Genomic DNA, 16,906 nt, shown 5'->3' on the forward strand with positions numbered 1-16,906 from the left:
ATGCTTCGTAAGCTGCACAGCACTGTGCAAGGTGTGTCTCGCACTTTGCCAACGGGGGGGAACACACGATGACACTGCTTGCGATGACGCCTGTCCAAGAAATGCCCAAGCCGTACCCGCGACGCTGGTCGGCGCTGGTGGTGTTGTGCCTGAGCCTGTTGATCGTGGTCATGGCCAACACATCCCTGTTGGTCGCCGCACCGTCGATGACACTCGACCTGAGTCTGACGAGCAGCGACCTGCAGTGGGTGATCGACGGCTACACCGTCCCCTACGCGTCGTTGATGTTGCTGTGCGGTGTGATCGGAGATCGCTACAGCCGCCGCGGCGCTCTGATTCTCGGCCTGATCATCTTCGTGGCCGGTTCTGTGGCCGGAGCACTCACCGATGCCACCCTCGGGGTGATCCTGGCCCGCATCGTCATGGGTGTAGCCGCTGCCATCGTCATGCCCGCCACACTGTCGCTGCTGGTGGCGACCTTCCCGAAGCGAGAGCGCGCTACTGCTGTCACCGTCTGGGCGGCCACCTCGGGACTCGCGATCGCAGCCGGGCCGCTGTTGGCGGGCTGGCTTCTCGAGAGTTTCACCTGGCATTCGACGTTCTTGATCAATGTTCCGATTGCGTTGGCCGCCATCGTCGGAGCCGTCGTGCTCGTCCCGCCGTCACGGGCCGTCGACCCGGGTGCGATCGACTGGATCGGTGGACTGCTGTCGGTGCTGGCCGTGTCGACCATCGTGTACGCCATCATCGAGGGGATGCACTTCGGCTGGACGGTCGGGCCGTTGTACTTCGCGCTCGTCGGGCTGCTGTCGGTCCTGGGCTTCGTGGGATGGGAACTGCGCCATCCCAATCCGTTGCTCGACGTCCGAATGTTCTCTTCCCGCATCCTCAGCGGTGCCACCCTCGCGGTGCTGATCTTCTTCCTCGTCACCTTCGGTGCGATCTATTTCGTCGCCCAATACCTCCAGTTCGCTCTCGGATACGGTCCGGTGTCCACCGGCGTTCACCTCCTGCCTTTGGCCGGCGCAGTCTTCGTCGGATCCGGAATCACGATGTGGCTCACGCCGAAACTGGGACCGCGCATCACCGTTACCGCAGGCATGGTCGTGGGAACGCTGTCGGTCGTCTCGCTCATCGGGATCGATTCGGCGGCAACGTACTCCGACTTTCTTCCCGTGCTGACGCTGCTCGGTCTCGCAATCGGCCTGTCCGTCTCGCCCTGCACCGACTCCATCATGGGCGAGTTCCCGGACAGCAAGCTCGGGGTGGGCGGCGGCCTCAACGACACCGCCCTCGAACTCGGCGGATCGCTCGGCATCGCTGTGCTCGGATCGGTGCTCGCCGCGTCCTACCGTCAGGGAATCGAAGGATTTCTGCAGACCTTCCCCGGCAAGCAACCGAACGGCCAGTACACCGGGCAGGCGGCGGAAGGACTTGCTGCATCGCAGGATTCGCTGGCAGGTGCGGTGATCGTCTCCGACGTCATTCGCTACCAGAACGCATTCCTCAGTGGGTTCGCCGACAATCTCGAAGCCAATGCCGTCGCGGCGTTCGGTGACGCGGTGGTGCACACGAGTGTCGTTGCCGCCGTGGTGTTCGGCGTCGGCACCGTGATCGTGGCGCTGCTCATCCCGTCCAAGAACGCGACTCCGGCGACGTCGTCGGAGAAGATCGCGTTCGAGCCGATCGTGCCCTTCGTCGCACCGCAGGCCAAGGACCCGGCAGCAGATCGGGAGGTCGCCGAGCTCGAGCAACTACTGGAGCGGCCGTCGGCGAAGCCCCACAAATCCGGCGCACGGCACGCATTGCGAACCGCGGAGGAGACCGCGCCGGCATCTGCGCGCACCGTGGCCGAGCCGGCTCTGGTGGACGCCGAGCTCGAGCGTCCCAGCCCCTATCAGCTGGCCTCGAAGGTGTACGAGCTCGACGCCTCCGTCGCCCGACAGGCCACGGTGGACAGCAAGTCCGGTGACCGCGTGACGATCCACCAGCTCGCCCTGTCCAACCTGGCGCGCACCCGACGCGTCGAGGCCGAGGAAGCTCTCGACGCTGCGCTCGAACTGAGCGACCTTCCGGTTGCGCCCGCACCGATCGCGCCGCTGCAGACCTTCTACCAACGGGCCAGCAAGCAACACGCGAACTGCACCGCATTCAAGGAGCGTTCGAGCTCCATGTGGGCAATGCCGCTGTAGTTCCGCCCCGCCCCGCCCGCCGCCCCCGCCGCCCACTGGCGTCAATGGACCATTGCACCGCCGAGACGTATGCAAAGTGCCATTGACGCGCACGGTGTCCTCGCGTGAATGGACCATTGCACCGCCGAGACGTATGCAATGGTCCATTGACGCGGCAAGGGGGCAGGCGGGCAGGGCCCGGCAGGGGGGCGGGCGGCGGTCAGTGGGGTGCTATATCAGCACCGCACCGTTCGATGCCGATCCGACCAGCTTGGAGTATTTGGCCAGTACTCCTCGGGTGTAGCGCGGCGGCAGTGGTGCCCAGCCCTGTGCGCGGGAGTCCAGTTCGGCTGCGTCGACGAGCAGGTCGAGGGTGCCCTTGCCGACGTCGAGTCGGATCTGGTCACCGTCGCGGACGAAGGCGATGGGGCCGCCGTCGACTGCCTCGGGTGCCACGTGTCCGACGCAGAGGCCGGTGGTGCCGCCGGAGAATCGACCGTCGGTGAGCAGCAGGACGTCCTTGCCGAGTCCCGCGCCCTTGATGGCTCCGGTGATCGCGAGCATCTCGCGCATCCCTGGCCCGCCCTTGGGTCCCTCGTATCGGATGACCACGACGTCGCCCGCTGCGATGGTGCCGTCCTCGAGGGCGTCCATGGCCGCGCGTTCACGCTCGAAAACTCGTGCGGTGCCGACGAACACGTCGGAGTCGAAGCCCGCGGACTTGACGACGGCTCCGCCCGGGGCGAGTGAGCCCTCGAGGATGGTGATGCCGCCCGTCGGGTGGATCGGCTTGTCGAGGGCGCGCAGTACCTTGCCGTCGGGGTCCGGGGGTGCGATGTGCGCGAGGTTCTGCGCCACGGTCTTTCCGGTGACCGTCATGCAGTCGCCGTGCATCAGGCCGGCGTCGAGCAGAGCCTTCATGACCACCGGAACTCCGCCGATCGCGTCGACGTCGGTCATGACGTGCTTGCCGAAGGGCTTGACGTCGGCCAGGTGCGGCACCTTCGCGCCGACGCGGGTGAAGTCGGCGAGGGTCAGCTCCACCTGAGCTTCGTGCGCGATGGCCAGAAGATGCAGCACGGCGTTGGTGGAGCCACCGAAGGCCATGACAACGGCGATGGCGTTCTCGAAGGCTTCCTTGGTGAGGATGTCGCTGGTGCGGATGCCGCGTCGCAAGAGATCGACGACGGCCTCGCCGCTGGCGTGTGCGAATCCGTCGCGTCGGCGATCGGGAGCGGGGGGAGATGCGCTGCCGGGCAACGACATTCCCATCGCTTCGGCTGCGCTGGCCATCGTGTTCGCGGTGTACATTCCGCCGCAGGCGCCTTCTCCGGGACAGATGGCGCGTTCGATGGTGTCGACGTCGGCGCGTGACATCAATCCGCGCGAACAGGCACCGACTGCCTCGAAGGCGTCGATGATCGTCACCTGGTGCTCGCTGCCGTCGGACAGGGTCGCGAACCCGGGCAATGTGGAGCCCGCGTACAGGAAGACGCTCGCCAGGTCCAGACGTGCTGCGGCCATGAGCATTCCGGGCAGCGACTTGTCGCAACCGGCGAGCAGGACGGAACCGTCGAGACGTTCTGCGCTGATGACGGTTTCGACGCTGTCGGCGATCACCTCACGTGAGACCAACGAGAAGTGCATGCCCTCGTGACCCATCGAGATACCGTCGGACACCGAAATGGTACCGAACTCCAGCGGGTAGCCGCCGGCGGCATGGACGCCCTTCTTGACGGCCTTCGCCAGACGTTCGAGCGAGAGGTTGCACGGGGTGATCTCGTTCCACGAGGACGCGACACCGATCTGGGACTTGCCCCAGTCTTCGTCGCCCATTCCGACGGCGCGGAGCATGCCGCGAGCGGCGGTCTTCTCCAGTCCGTCGGTGACGTCGCGACTGCGCGGTTTGACGTCGATGCCTTCTTGGGGGTTCTGCGGGGTCGTCATGACACTCCTGAGCGGTCGGCGAATATGGATCCTCGGTCGCGTCCTGGAGGTTCCGCTCCTGAGGTCGCATTCACTGTCAAGCCTAAACCTGTGGGTTCGGCGCATCACGGGGAGTGTTCGTCCGGGTGCATCCTCGGCCGGATTTATTCACCGCAAGTTCCCACCCGACAGTGACCAATGGCCCTGTCGTGCACTGCTCACGTGGGTCGACAGTGGTGGGCAGCCATCGCCTCGCGGTGGGAGGTCGAGGAGAGACGATGAACGATCAGCCGGATTCTGCCGTGGTGGAGATGTTGGTGGAGCTCGCGTGTCGCGCTCCGTCGGTGCACAACAGTCAGCCGTGGAGGTGGGTCCACTCCGAACACGGACTCGATCTGTTCACCGATCGGTCCCGACTGCTCGGAGCGATAGACCCGACCGAGCGACAGATGGTGCTCAGCTGTGGGGCAGCGCTGGACCATCTGTGTACCGCAGCCGCGGCCTTTCGGTGGACGGCCGATGTCGAAACGATGCCGACGGCCGGTGCGCCGGACCATCTCGCGCGTGTTCGATTGAGCCACGACGCGCACCCTCGATCGCACGAGTTCGACCTGTTGGCGGCGATCAATCGCCGCCACTCGGATCGTCGGGCGTTCGGTCCGGTGCCGGACAACCGCATTCCGGCGCGCTATTTCGGGCGCGTCGACGGAGCCGACGACATCCGAACGACGTTCCTGTCCGCCGAATCCAAGGAGACGCTGGCCACGGCATCGAGGCTGAGCGCGAGCGTTCGAAAGTACGACGCGACGTATCAGGCCGAGATCAGGTGGTGGGCCGGACACTCGTTCCGATCGGGAGGAATTCCGCCCGAGGCCCTCACCGATCGGGCGGAGTCCTCCAGGGTGCAGGTGGGCCGAGAATTTCCCGAACCGCACCGAGTCGGCAGAACGGACACACGAGAGCCGGTGGCCGACGAGTCCACGGTGGTGCTTCTCGGTACTGCGTCCGATGAACGCCTGGACTGGTTGCAGTGCGGGCGGGCCATGTCCGCCTTCCTGCTGGCCGCAACCGCCGATGGTCTGGCGACCTGCCCTCTCACACATATGACAGAGCAGTCGGGCAGTCGACGCCTGGTCGAGTCCTTGGCCCCCGGCCGGGGTGTTCCGCAGGTGTTGATTCGGATCGGTGCGCCGATGATCGGCTCGCCTCTCGCCCCGACCCCGCGGCGATCGGTGTCGTCGGTGCTGTCGGTGGTCGCCCGCAGTACGGCACCGGGGTCACGCAGAACCACGCCGCTGTGACCGGGTATCACGGACCGGAAACTGGGGACCAAATGCTCTGTGGCGCGGCCGCTGTCGAGTTGTCCAATGGGAGACGAGCATCCGACAACGGATGACCGTCGACGGGCCCGGCCGTGTGGTCCGCCCAGACCGAGGACAGGAGATGGCCATGGTTCTGGCGCATCATCAGAAAATCGTTGTGGGCGTCGATGGTTCGCCGAGCAGCATCTGCGCTGCACTCTGGGCGGCAACCCTGGCCGAGCGCTTGAAGGCCCCGCTGCACATCGCCGGGGCGGTGCAGCATCCCGCGTTCTACTTGGGCGAGTCCGCATCGGTTGTTCCCCTGGACATCTGGGATGAGCAGCGTCGCGCGGCAGAACGTATGGTCACCGACGTTGCCACCTCGGTGCTGGCCCGGCATCCGCACAGCGCCGTGACCACCTCCGTGGAGGAGATGCCTGCATGCTCCATGATGGTCGAGCTCTCTCGCACCGCGCGCATCCTCGTCGTCGGCAATTCCGGTTCGGGGCCGATCGTGTCGGCGCTGTTCGGGAGCACAGCACAGAGGACATCGACCACGGCGTGGTGCCCGGTGATCGTGTGGCGCGAGGGAATCGACGCCGTCGACGCACCGATCCTCGTCGGTATCGACGGCAGTGCGACGAGTGAAGCAGCGGTCGAGCAGGCCTTCGATCTTGCCTCGCGGTTCGACGTGCCGATGATCGCCGCACATGCCTGGAGCTCGTTGTCCCAGGGAGCCGCTCTGTCCATGCCCGGATCGCCCGACGACACCGAGATCGAGCGCGAACAGCAGCTGTTGCTGTCCGAGTGCCTCGCCGGGTGGAGCGAGAAATACCCGGATGTCACCGTGGAACATGTTGTACAGCAGGGTAACCCGGCACACCTGCTGGTAGAGCAGTCCAAGCGGGCCGGCATCATGGTTGTCGGCAGCCGCGGGCGAGGAGTCGTCGCCAGTGCCCTGTTCGGATCGACCAGCAGCAACCTCACCCGGCATGCGCATTGCCCGGTGATGATCTGCAGGGACCGATGACCAACCGGACGGTGCCGAATCGTTTTCGCCACAACGAAGAACATCGGCGCATACTCGACGCGAGCACGGCGAATCGGCTCGCGCACAGCGCAACGCTGGCTCGGTTGATCGGCCACGATCACTTCGGACCCACCGTAGACGTCGTGCCCTGCATCTGGATCGGGAGTCGGGTGTACTTCTACGCCGAGGGGCGGTCGCAGTTGGGGCGTAGCATGCTCGACTCGTCGGTCGTGCTGGAGTTCGACGCCGAGAATTCCGCTCGCGCAACAGTCTCCACCGTCGTCGTGCACGGTATCGCGCGTGCCGTCCTCGACGTGCGAAGAGAGTTACTCGAACAGGCTCTGCCGCGGCCGCATTCGGAGGAACCGCCGATGCACCGACTGGTCGAAGTGGCCCCGACGTCGGTATCGGGCGTCGAACTGACATGCCCCGACCGCAGCGCCCATCCGAAAACGGACGATGCACTGCGGAGGACCACGACGATGACCGACGACGAGGCAGCAGGGGTGCCGGGGGCGGTGGTGCTGGGGTCCGAGTCCATCACCGTCGACATCCCGACGGACACGGGACCGAGAGTCTTCCCGGTGACCACAGCCGCGATCGGGGGCGTGGTCCATGCGGTGATGATCGCGGAGTACGGACCGATCGGCGGAGTCTCACCGGACGGGCATGTTCTCGCAACGGCCGTGCTCGACCGATGGCCGCATGCACGAGTGTTCGAGCGGCGCAGTACCGGTGACCGGGGTGCCGACCCGCGCGGTTACGAAAGCTTCTACGTCGAACTGGACTCGAGCGGTAGCCGATCCGATGCCGATCTCGAAGCGGTATCCGCGCTGTTCCGCTGACCGCCCCCGGGTTTCAGCGCCGGCGACTGTCACCGGAACCCTGCACGGCCACGGGGCTCGGCTGCGCGTCATCGCCTCGTAGACCTGCTTGGTGGCGTCGGACACCGACGATCGGCGAGTGGCGATGCGCTGCAGGGTCGTCGAGGCCAGTCGTGACGCATGCACAGTGCCCGGTGCTGCTCATGCAACGCCGAAGACAGTGCCGCCGTCGGTAGACCGATCGTGGTCGGGGTCGACGGAAGTGAGCAGTCGGATCGGGCGCTCGGTGCTGCGCTCGAGATCGCCCACACCCTCGGCATGCCGAGGGTCGCGGTGAACTACTGGGGATTCGCCGCTCAGGCAGGTCTGGGAACAGGATTCGAAGACGTCGATTGGGTGAGTGTTCGTGCACACGAAAAGCATTGGCTCGAAACGCATGTGGAGACCATCCGCGAGAAGTACCCGGATGTTGCGCTGAGCACTGTGAGCGCGCAATCGAGCCCGACGCGTGGCCTGCGTGCGATGTCCGCGTCGGCGTCGATGCTCGTGGTGGGGCGCCGAGGCCGGGGTGCATTCCTCGGAGCGATTCTGGGATCGGTCGGTCAGAATCTCGTCCACCATCCCGACTGTTCGGTGCTGATCGTGCGGTGAGTCAGGCGCTCCGACGCGGGGCAGGCGGTGGTGAGCCGATGTCGCAGTGTGGTGGGCAGTTCGACGCGTCGTCGCCGGTGCCGCGGATCAGTACTGCCGCGATGGCGGCACCGATCACCAGCAGTCCGGCGCACATCAGCATCGCGGTGTGGAAGCCGTCCGAGAACACCTCCGGCGCAGAGTAATCGGACCCTGCGATACCGGCGAGCGCCGGCAGCGCAGCCACGGCGAGCAGTTGACTGGTGCGGGCCACGGCATTGTTGACGCCCGACGCGATTCCGGCGCGATCGGTGGACACCGCGCCGAGAACCGCTCCGGTCAGCGGGGCCACCAGAGCGGACAATCCGAGTCCGAAGACGAGAACCGCGGGCAGAATGTCTGTGGCATAGGTGGATCCGGGCCCGATGCGCAACATCAGCAACAGTCCCAGTGCCGAGAGCAGCGGCCCGACGGTCATCGGAACACGTGGTCCGACGCGTCCGGCGATTCTCCCCGCGCGGGCGGACAGGACGAGCATGAGCGCGGTGATCGGCAGCGTGGCGACTCCGGCCGCGATGGGTGAGTAGCCCACGGCGAACTGCAACTGCAACACCAGAAGAAAGAACACGCCGCCCAGGGCCGCGTACACCGCGAAGGTGACGAGGTTGGCCGCCAGGAACACTCGTGAGGCGAACAGCGACGGCGGTACCAGTGGATCGTGCGAGCGACGCTCGATCACTACGAATACCCCGGCCACGACGACACCCAGAGCGAGGGTCAGGGTGTGTGACTCGATCAGACCGTACGTGAGCAGACCCAGGGCCGCCGCGACAGTCACCGCGCCCGGCACGTCGAGTCGGCCGGACGCGTGCGGATCTCGGCTTTCGGGAACGTGTTTCGCCGCCACCCAGACCACCACGACGGCGAGTGGGATGTTGATCAGGAACACCGAACGCCACCCGACGGCGTCGACCAACCAGCCCCCGAGCAACGGACCGAGCGCCGACGCGACGCCGCCCAGTCCCGACCACAGACCGATGGCAGCGCCTCGATCCTCGGCCCGGATGGAGGCCGATATCAGCGCGAGGGAACCCGGCGTCAGCAAGGCCGCACCGACGCCCTGAAGTAGTCGCGCCGCGATCAGCACCTCGATACTGGGGGCGAGCCCGCACAGCACCGATGCGGCCGCGAACCAGACGGTGCCCCAGACGAACACCCGCCTGCGCCCCAGCCGGTCACCGAGGGAACCGCCCAGCAGAATCAGCGACGCCAGCGTCAAGGTGTATCCGCTCAGCGTCCACTGCAGACCGGTGACGCCCGAACCGAGATCGCGACCGATCGCAGGTAACGCAATATTGACCACGGTGGCGTCGAGCATCGCCAGAGCCGAACCGAGCACCGTGGCTGCGACGATCCAGCGCCCTCTGGCGCTGGAGACCGCGATGTCGGTGGTGGTCACAACCGTTCGACGCAGACGACGAAGTTGCGTGAGTCCTTCTCGAATCCGTACAGCGCCGGGTCGGGGCAGTCGTCGACGGACGAGGTGCCCTGCAGGATGGTCACGACGCGGCGGGTGTCGGCACCGGGGGTGGCGCAGTCGATCCGCTGAGCGAATTCACCGACGATGTCCATACATCCGCCTACCTGCCAGTCGATGTCGAGGCACAGGGCTCCCTGTTCGATGTCGAAGTAGGTCTCGTAGTAGTACTGATCGGCGTCCTCGGGGCACTCGGCCGAGGTGGGCGTCTTGGCGAAAACGACGTAGTTGGACTGCGGGGATCCGCAGGTCGCGTTGGCAATGTCCGCCTCGTCGACGGTGCCGCCCAGGCTGACGCACTCGCCGATCTCCACGTCGATGTCGACACTGCTGCCGTCGTCGATGTCGGTGGTCGGTGCGGTGGTGGGAGGGTTGGTGGTCGTGGTGGCGGGAATGGTGGCACCGGAGATCGCGACGGCGGTACCGGACACCTCCGAGGCGCACCCGCCGAGTACGAGCGCCGCGCACGACGACAGCGCGAGAACGAGAGCGCGAACCGAACGGTTGGATGACGCCATGGTGAGTCCTGCCCTCGTAGGTTCTAGCGCGCCGTGTCCATCGACCGTGCTCGTGTAGAAAATATCCGACTCGCTCGTCGGCTGCATGAGGCAGGATGAACTGCGTGGATCTTCCTGTTGCCGTGCCGGTCGCGCCGATGCTCGCCAAAGCCGCAAAAGTGGTGCCCGCCCAGCCCGAGGACGGGCCTGCGGTGTGGTCGTACGAGCCGAAATGGGACGGGTTTCGCGCCATCGTCTTCCGTGACGGAGACGAGGTGGTGCTGGGGTCACGCGGCGGCAAGGACCTGGCCCGCTATTTCCCGGAGTTGGTGGAGGCGATCAAGGCCGAGCTGCCCGAGAAGATCGTCGTCGACGGCGAGATCGTCGTACCCCGCGAGAAGGACGGTTCCACTCGTCTCGACTGGGAGTCGCTGTCAGAACGAATTCATCCCGCAGCGAGTCGGGTGACGATGCTTGCGGAGAAGACTCCGGCGCAGTTCATCGGCTTCGATCTGTTGGCCTTCGGCGACGAGGATCTGACGGGGGAGCCGTTTTCGACTCGGCGAGCGAGACTGCTCGACGCGGTCGGTACGGACGGGCCGAGCTGCTTCGTCACCTCCGCCACCGATGATGCTGCGGTGGCCGAGGATTGGTTCGAGCGATTCGAAGGTGCCGGTCTCGACGGCGTGGTGGCCAAGAAGCTCGACGGGCTCTATCTGCCGAACAAGCGTGAGATGGTCAAGATCAAGCATGCCCGCACCGCGGACTGTGTGTTGATCGGATATCGAATCCACAAGTCCGGCAACGGTATCGGATCGCTGCTGCTCGGTCTGTACGACGGCGACGACCTGCGGATGATCGGCGGTGCATCGGCGTTCACCGACAAACGGCGGTTGGAATTGCTCGAAGAACTCGAACCGCTCCGACTCGGCGACGACGTCACGTACGACGGTGAAGCGACCCGCTGGAATTCGTCGAACGACCGCAACTGGATTCCGGTGCGCATCGAGCGGGTCATCGAGGTGGCCTACGACCAGATGGAAGGGGCACGGCTGCGGCACGTGGCGCGCTTCCTGCGATGGCGACCCGATCGTGATCCGCGCTCGTGCGCCTACGACCAACTCGACGTTCCGGTGCGCTACGACGTTGCCGACGTCATCGCCGGGGGTCGATAGACATGGCCGCGAAAACGCCACCGGCATTCGTGCAGGCCGGCGAACGCGAAGTGCGAGTATCGAGCCCCGATCGCGTGATCTACGAGGCGACCGAACGCACTCCGGAGATCACCAAATTGCAGGTGTGCGAGTACTTCGCGGCGGTCGGGGAGCCGCTGATGCGGGCGATCGGTGACCGCCCCACCGCGATGGAGCGGTGGCCCGACGGCTATCGCGAGGGCATGCGATTGGCGCTCGGACCCCAGGACAAGGAGGGCGACGGCTTCTACCAGAAGCGGTTGCCCAAGGGTGCGCCCGAGTGGATCGAGACGGTGAAGATCGCGTTCCCCAGCAAGCGCACCGCCGAAGAGCTGTGCCCGTCCGAATCTGCGTCGCTCGTGTGGGCGGCGCAGATGGGCACGCTGACATTTCATCCGTGGCCGGTGCGTCGACCGGACGTCGACCATCCCGACGAGCTGCGGCTCGATCTCGATCCGCAGCCCGGGACCACGTTCGCGGACGCCCTGCGCGTCGCCGACGTGACCCGAGAGCTGTTGGAGCAGTTGGGCTTACGCGGCTACCTGAAGACGAGCGGTAATCGGGGTATCCACATCTACGTTCGGATCGAGCCGCAGTACACCTTCGAGCAGGTGCGCCACGCGGCAATCGGTCTGGGTCGAGAACTCGAACGGCGCGACGACGGGGTGACCACCAACTGGTGGAAAGAGGAACGCGGAGAACGCATCTTCATCGACTACAACCAGAACAACCGAGACCGAACCATCGCCAGCGCGTGGAGTCTGCGGGCCCGACCGGGCGCGACGGTGAGCACCCCGATGACGTGGTCGCAGTTGGCCGACGTCACCGATCCACGTGAATACAACCTCGTCACGGTGCCGGACTACCTATCCGACGGAGACCCGTGGGCCGATATGGACGAGCAGGCCTACTCCCTCGAACCTCTTCTGCAGCTGTGGGAGACACTGCCGGGCGGGGAGCTGAACTTCCCGCCGGATTACCCCAAGATGCCCGGAGAACCGCCACGAGTGCAGCCCTCGAAAAAGGTTGCCGAGCACTGGGATGCGGAGGGGAATCGCACTGACAGCTAGTCGAGTCGCGTCAGCTGGGCAAGGATGCACACTACGGGGTCGAATCGACGGGATCCGGTCGATTCAGCCGTGTTCAGTGCAATCTTGCCCGGGATGAACGTTGCCCGGAGTGTGTCGCGGTGCCGCGCGCTCGTCGACGAAGTGGTCCCCATGGCGATTTCTCCTTCGCGACTGCCTGCACGAAATATTCATCACCCAACGCGCGCATGTCTTTTCGCTTCGCGATCGGCCTTGATTCCACTCATGGTCAGCATGACGCCGGCCCCGAGAGCCAAGGCCACCGACAGCGTCAGCATCGCTGTCGCGGGGACAAAGCCCAGGACCAGTAGCCCTGCGATCAACACCGCTGATGCTAGGCAATGGGCGGCACCCGCCATCATGTACGGGTATGCAACACGGTGACCGGCGATCCAGGCTTGCTTGCTCGATTTGGTCGCCCGCGTTTTGATGCCGATCAGCGAATTCGGTTCCTGATCAGGTCCTTTGGTCACCAGCGCTGTGACGAATACCGTCAGCGACAACACGAACAGTGTCAGCGCGATCGCTCCCGTTATCGCGCGCGCGGATTCCGCGTCCACAGTCGATCCCTTCTACCTCGGTTGCCATACGCCTCACTACAGCATACCGGCCGGTCGGCTTCGGCGGGAGTGCACATTCTTCCAGCTTCGAGACGTTGAACGACGACGCACGTGCCCGGTCGCCGGGCAGGTATGCACACTACGGAGCCGTATCGACGGGATGCAGTCAGCGCGGGCCGGTTACGTGCAACTCTGCCCGCGCTCACATGGATTCGAGTTCACGGATCAAGGTCGCCGCATCGTATGGTCCGATGTGTCTGGTCAAGTTCTTGTCGCCGCGTCCCAGGTAGAACGTCGGGGTGCCGTCGACGTCGGAGGACGAGGCGTCGAGTTCGTCGTCCTCGACGCGTACGACGTAGTCGCCGGTGCGGATGTCGTCCTCGAACTTGTCCATGTCGAGGCCGAGTTCGCGTGCGTAGCCGTCGATGTCGTCGGGTTCGAGAGCATCGCTGTTGCGGAACAACACGTCGGCCATCTCCCAGAACTTGCCCTGCGCTGCGGCGGCCTCGCTGGCGTATGCGGCGTAGCGGGCGTGTGGGTGGTAGTCGTCGAGCGGCAGGTGTCGGTAGACGTACCTCAGATCGTCACCGAAGTGCTTACGCACTTCTGCGACGCTGCCGGTTGCCTTGCTGCAGAACGGGCACTCGAAATCCGCGTACTCCACGATGGTCAATGGTGCGTCGACCGGACCGCGGATGTGATCGCGCTTGGCGCTGACCGGACGCAGAATGCGCAGGGACGCTTCGGCTTTCGGAGGGTGGATCTTCGCGTCGATGCGGAACAGGATCCAGCCGAGCAGCGCGGCGATGACCGACGCCGCCAACACACCGACACGTGCCTCGTCGGCCAGCAGTTCGTCGTCGAGGGCGAGATCGATGATGAACAGCGAGATCGTGAACCCGATTCCCGACATCGCAGCACCACCTGCGATGTGCGACAGCGTCAGTCCGGGAGCCAGGGACGACGGTCTCAGTTTCGCGAAAATGGCGGATGCAGCGGTGATTCCGACGAGCTTGCCGAGGACGAGACCGGCGATGATGCCCCAGGTGAGCGTCGAGGTCGAGGCAGCTTTCAGAGTGTCCGAGCTCAGCACCACTCCAGCGTTGGCGAGCGCGAAGATCGGCACGATGATGAACGCCGTGTACGGCTGATAGAGCCGCATGAGACGTTCGTTGACCGACACCGCGCGATCGAGTCCGAGGCGGGCCGCGCGGGCGTATTCAGGATTGGGCGACTGTCGGAACGCGCGCGTCAGGTCCGACGCGCGTTCCACCTCGGTGCGTCGCGGCGGGTAGACCGGAAGGATCAGCGCGATCATCACTCCCGCAAGTGTGGGGTGAACTCCGGACTCGTACATCGCAACCCAGGTGAACAGTGCGACGACGAAGTACCCGACTCCGCGCCACACCTCGAGCCGGCGCAGCAGGAAGATCAGCCCGAGACCGACGAACGCCAGAATCAGCGGCACCACGTCGAGGTTGTCGGTGTAGAAGAACGCGATGATCGCCAGTGCGCCCACATCGTCCGCGACAGCGAGAGTGAGCAGGAAGATCCGCAGCCGCGCTGCCTTCTTCGGTCCCAGGACGGCGAGTGCCCCGAGCAGGAACGCGGTGTCGGTGGAGATCACGACGCCCCACGCCTGAGCCGCGGGCCCGGACGGATTGAAGGCGAGGAACAGCAACGCCGGTGCGGCCAGGCCGGCAACGGCAGCGACAATCGGTATCGCGGCACGGGATCGGTCGGTGAGCTCACCCATCGCGAACTCACGCTTGACCTCGAGTCCGACGACGAAGAAGAACAACGCCATGAGTCCGTCGTTGACCCAGTGGGCGAGGTCGAGGGAAATGCCGTGTTCGCCGATCGTGATGGACAGTTCGGTGTGCCAGAACGACTGGTAAGTCTCACCGAGGGGTGAGTTCGCCCAGATCAGCGCGATCAGAGTTGCTCCGAGCAGGAAGCCCGCCGCCAGAGTCTCGCTGTTCTTCTCGCCGCGAGCCCGCGAAATCCGTTCGACGAACCGTGCCATCGGCCGATTCGTCGGCGTGATCTGATCTGCCATCTTCCGGCCCGCGTCCTTCCCTGGAGTGTGTCGTGAAGCAGTCTGTACCAACACGAGTGTCGCCGGTTTGCTTCCATGCAGGTGGGAGCTCGCAGAGTAACGTTATTGCGCTGTCGAATCCGCCGCACGACGAGAGATGTGCACGACATATCCGGGATTCGGTATTAGTCAGCACATAAACGGGAATACCAGTTCGTCTCACCCCTGCCACGAAGGAACATCCATGCGTGATTTCATCTGCCGCAAATGCGGACAGAAGCTGTCGTTCGAGAACTCACTGTGTCTGAGCTGCTCGAGCGCACTCGGCTTCCATCTGCCGAGCAGAGCCCTGCTGGTGCTCCCCGACAAGGCCGACGACGGTGTCGCCGAGGCAGAGGTGGACGGGGCCACGTGGAAGATGTGTGCCAACCTCAATACTTCGCGCTGCAACTGGCTCGTCGACACCGCTGATACCGACGAACTCTGCGTTTCTTGCCGGCTCACGCGCACACGCCCCGCCGACGACGACGTCGACGCGATGGCCGCCTACGCCGACGCCGAGACCAACAAGCGTCGCGTCGTACTCGAACTGACCGAATTGGGACTGCCCATCGTCGGCCGCGACGAGGACGACACGACCGGATTGACCTTCGATCTGCTCTCCAGCGCCGAGGAGCAGGTGATGACCGGCCACGACAACGGCCTGATCACCCTCGACCTGGCCGAGGGCGACGATGTGCACCGCGAACAGCTGCGCGTGGCGATGTCCGAGCCGTACCGCACGCTCGTCGGGCACTTCCGGCACGAGATCGGTCACTATTACCAGATGGTGCTGGTCGGAAACGGCGAGCACCGCGCAGCGTTCGAGGAACTGTTCGGCGACCCGGATTCCGATTACCAGGCCGCGCTCGATCGCCACTACAGCGAGGGTGCGCCGGCCAACTGGGAGGACGACTACGTCTCGTCCTACGCCACCATGCACCCCGCCGAGGACTGGGCCGAGACGTTCGCGCACTACCTCCACATCCGCGACACCCTCGACACGGCCGCTGCGTTCGGCATGGCACCGGCCGGTTCGACGCTGGAGAGCCCGCTGCCGGGTGATGTCGGCTTCGATCAGATCATCGAGTGGTGGCTGCCGTTGTCGTGGGCGCTGAACCAGATCAACCGATCGATGGGCCACCAGGACCTCTACCCGTTCGTGCTGCCGGCGACCGTCGTGAAGAAAATCGGGTACGTGCACTCCCTGATCGCCCCCAGCACACTCTGATGCTCGGCTAACGGTCATCGCGGTTTTCTACCCGGGGCGTATCCTGTGGTGTCGGCACTTCGCCGATACCGGGATACGTCCCGGTGCAGCAGGACGAGGTGACCGCCATCAGCGAGCAGACACTGGACTCGACCACCCGTTCGCGCGTCACGGACTTCGAGCTGAGTAGACGACTGGCCGAGGTTGCCGAGAAGTTGCGACGTCAGCATTCCGATCCCGATCGGGTTCTGGTCACGATCACCGAGGCGGCGGTGGCCAACGTGCCGTCCGCTGAGTTCGCGTCCATCACGACGGTATTGCAGGGCAAGTTCGTGCACAGCGCGGCGCTCTTCGGCGAGACGGCAGGCCACTGCGACAAGATTCAGGAGCAGCTGGGCGAAGGTCCCTGCCTCGAATCTGCGATCGAACAGACCACCATCAGAATCGACGACATGGACAGCGATCCTCGCTGGCCACAGTTCACCGACGCTGCGTCCGCGCTCGGTGTCAAGAGCATGATCTGCTTCCAGCTCTACGTCGAGGGTTTCAACTTCGGCGCGCTGAACCTTCACTCGACCCGAACGAACGCCTTCTCGGCCGAGGCAGAATCGATCGGGTCGCTGTTCGCGGCGCACGCGGCCATCGCGTTCTCCAGCGCCCGCGAGGAACAGCAGATCCGGGCGGCGCTGACGAGCCGAGATCTGATCGGCCAGGCCAAGGGCATGCTGATGGAACGCTACAACCTGAACTCGCAGGCGGCATTCGCGTTGCTGGCCAAGCTGTCTCAGGACACCAACGTCAAGCTCGCGGACCTCGCTGAGCAGCTGGTCGCCGACGCGGCGAAATCGACCGGCTGATCGGT

14 protein-coding genes are annotated in these 16,906 nt (G+C 65.1%); 9 read left to right on the forward strand and 5 right to left on the reverse strand.

Annotated features, from left to right (window positions below):
• Positions 1 to 68: 68 nt before the first annotated feature.
• The gene (locus tag R4P57_RS25515) at positions 69 to 2,192 is read left to right on the forward strand and encodes an MFS transporter (protein WP_411742443.1); all 2,124 of its coding nucleotides are present in this window, start codon (positions 69 to 71) and stop codon (positions 2,190 to 2,192) included.
• Between the two features lie 210 nt (positions 2,193 to 2,402).
• Here the strand turns inward: R4P57_RS25515 and ilvD are convergent, their stop codons facing one another.
• A complete protein-coding gene (gene ilvD / locus R4P57_RS25520; protein WP_317805654.1) occupies positions 2,403 to 4,118 on the reverse strand; it encodes a dihydroxy-acid dehydratase in 1,716 nt (571 codons plus the stop codon).
• A 257-nt stretch (positions 4,119 to 4,375) separates the two neighbouring features.
• Here ilvD and R4P57_RS25525 point away from each other — a divergent pair, with 257 nt between their 5' ends.
• From R4P57_RS25525 to R4P57_RS25540, 4 genes are all read left to right on the forward strand, one after another.
• Positions 4,376 to 5,398: an Acg family FMN-binding oxidoreductase gene (locus tag R4P57_RS25525; RefSeq protein ID WP_317805655.1), complete on the forward strand. Its 1,023-nt coding sequence runs from the start codon at positions 4,376 to 4,378 to the stop codon at positions 5,396 to 5,398.
• A gap of 142 nt (positions 5,399 to 5,540) precedes the next feature.
• Positions 5,541 to 6,428, forward strand: a complete 888-nt coding sequence (locus R4P57_RS25530; protein ID WP_317805656.1) for a universal stress protein — start codon at positions 5,541 to 5,543, stop codon at positions 6,426 to 6,428.
• Positions 6,425 to 7,273, forward strand: a complete 849-nt coding sequence (locus R4P57_RS25535; RefSeq protein WP_317805657.1) for a hypothetical protein — start codon at positions 6,425 to 6,427, stop codon at positions 7,271 to 7,273. The genes R4P57_RS25530 and R4P57_RS25535 overlap by 4 nt, the downstream gene beginning before the upstream one ends.
• Before the next feature lie 222 nt (positions 7,274 to 7,495).
• Entirely contained in the window at positions 7,496 to 7,903 is a 408-nt protein-coding gene (locus R4P57_RS25540; RefSeq protein ID WP_317805658.1) for a universal stress protein, read from the forward strand.
• Between the two features lies 1 nt (position 7,904).
• On the opposite strand, the gene R4P57_RS25545 is transcribed toward R4P57_RS25540, so the two are convergent.
• Complete coding sequence (locus R4P57_RS25545; RefSeq protein WP_317805659.1) at positions 7,905 to 9,341, reverse strand: MFS transporter; 1,437 nt, start codon at positions 9,339 to 9,341, stop codon at positions 7,905 to 7,907.
• On the reverse strand, positions 9,338 to 9,937 hold the full coding sequence (locus tag R4P57_RS25550; RefSeq protein ID WP_317805660.1) for a hypothetical protein: 600 nt from the start codon (positions 9,935 to 9,937) through the stop codon (positions 9,338 to 9,340). Before R4P57_RS25550 ends, R4P57_RS25545 begins: the two co-directional genes overlap by 4 nt.
• A 104-nt stretch (positions 9,938 to 10,041) precedes the next feature.
• Here R4P57_RS25550 and R4P57_RS25555 point away from each other — a divergent pair, with 104 nt between their 5' ends.
• Together R4P57_RS25555 and R4P57_RS25560 are read left to right on the forward strand one after the other, a co-directional pair.
• Positions 10,042 to 11,091 (forward strand): ATP-dependent DNA ligase, encoded by a 1,050-nt coding sequence (locus tag R4P57_RS25555; RefSeq protein ID WP_317805661.1) that lies wholly within the window; start codon positions 10,042 to 10,044, stop codon positions 11,089 to 11,091.
• 2 nt (positions 11,092 to 11,093) lie between these two features.
• A complete protein-coding gene (locus R4P57_RS25560) occupies positions 11,094 to 12,179 on the forward strand; it encodes a DNA polymerase domain-containing protein (RefSeq protein WP_317805662.1) in 1,086 nt (361 codons plus the stop codon).
• A gap of 191 nt (positions 12,180 to 12,370) precedes the next feature.
• On the opposite strand, the gene R4P57_RS25565 is transcribed toward R4P57_RS25560, so the two are convergent.
• Together R4P57_RS25565 and nhaA are read right to left on the reverse strand one after the other, a co-directional pair.
• Positions 12,371 to 12,757: an SdpI family protein gene (locus R4P57_RS25565; RefSeq protein ID WP_317805663.1), complete on the reverse strand. Its 387-nt coding sequence runs from the start codon at positions 12,755 to 12,757 to the stop codon at positions 12,371 to 12,373.
• A 202-nt stretch (positions 12,758 to 12,959) separates the two neighbouring features.
• Positions 12,960 to 14,816 (reverse strand): Na+/H+ antiporter NhaA, encoded by a 1,857-nt coding sequence (nhaA, locus tag R4P57_RS25570; RefSeq protein ID WP_317805664.1) that lies wholly within the window; start codon positions 14,814 to 14,816, stop codon positions 12,960 to 12,962.
• Positions 14,817 to 15,039: 223 nt separating this feature from the next.
• Here nhaA and R4P57_RS25575 point away from each other — a divergent pair, with 223 nt between their 5' ends.
• Both R4P57_RS25575 and R4P57_RS25580 read left to right on the forward strand, forming a co-directional pair.
• Positions 15,040 to 16,065, forward strand: coding sequence for a putative zinc-binding metallopeptidase (locus R4P57_RS25575; protein ID WP_317805665.1), 1,026 nt, complete (start codon positions 15,040 to 15,042; stop codon positions 16,063 to 16,065).
• Between the two features lie 98 nt (positions 16,066 to 16,163).
• Entirely contained in the window at positions 16,164 to 16,901 is a 738-nt protein-coding gene (locus R4P57_RS25580) for a GAF and ANTAR domain-containing protein (protein ID WP_317805688.1), read from the forward strand.
• The last annotated feature ends 5 nt before the right edge of the window (positions 16,902 to 16,906 follow it).

Source organism: Rhodococcus sp. IEGM 1330, assembly GCF_033142445.1.
Lineage (GTDB): Bacteria > Actinomycetota > Actinomycetes > Mycobacteriales > Mycobacteriaceae > Rhodococcoides.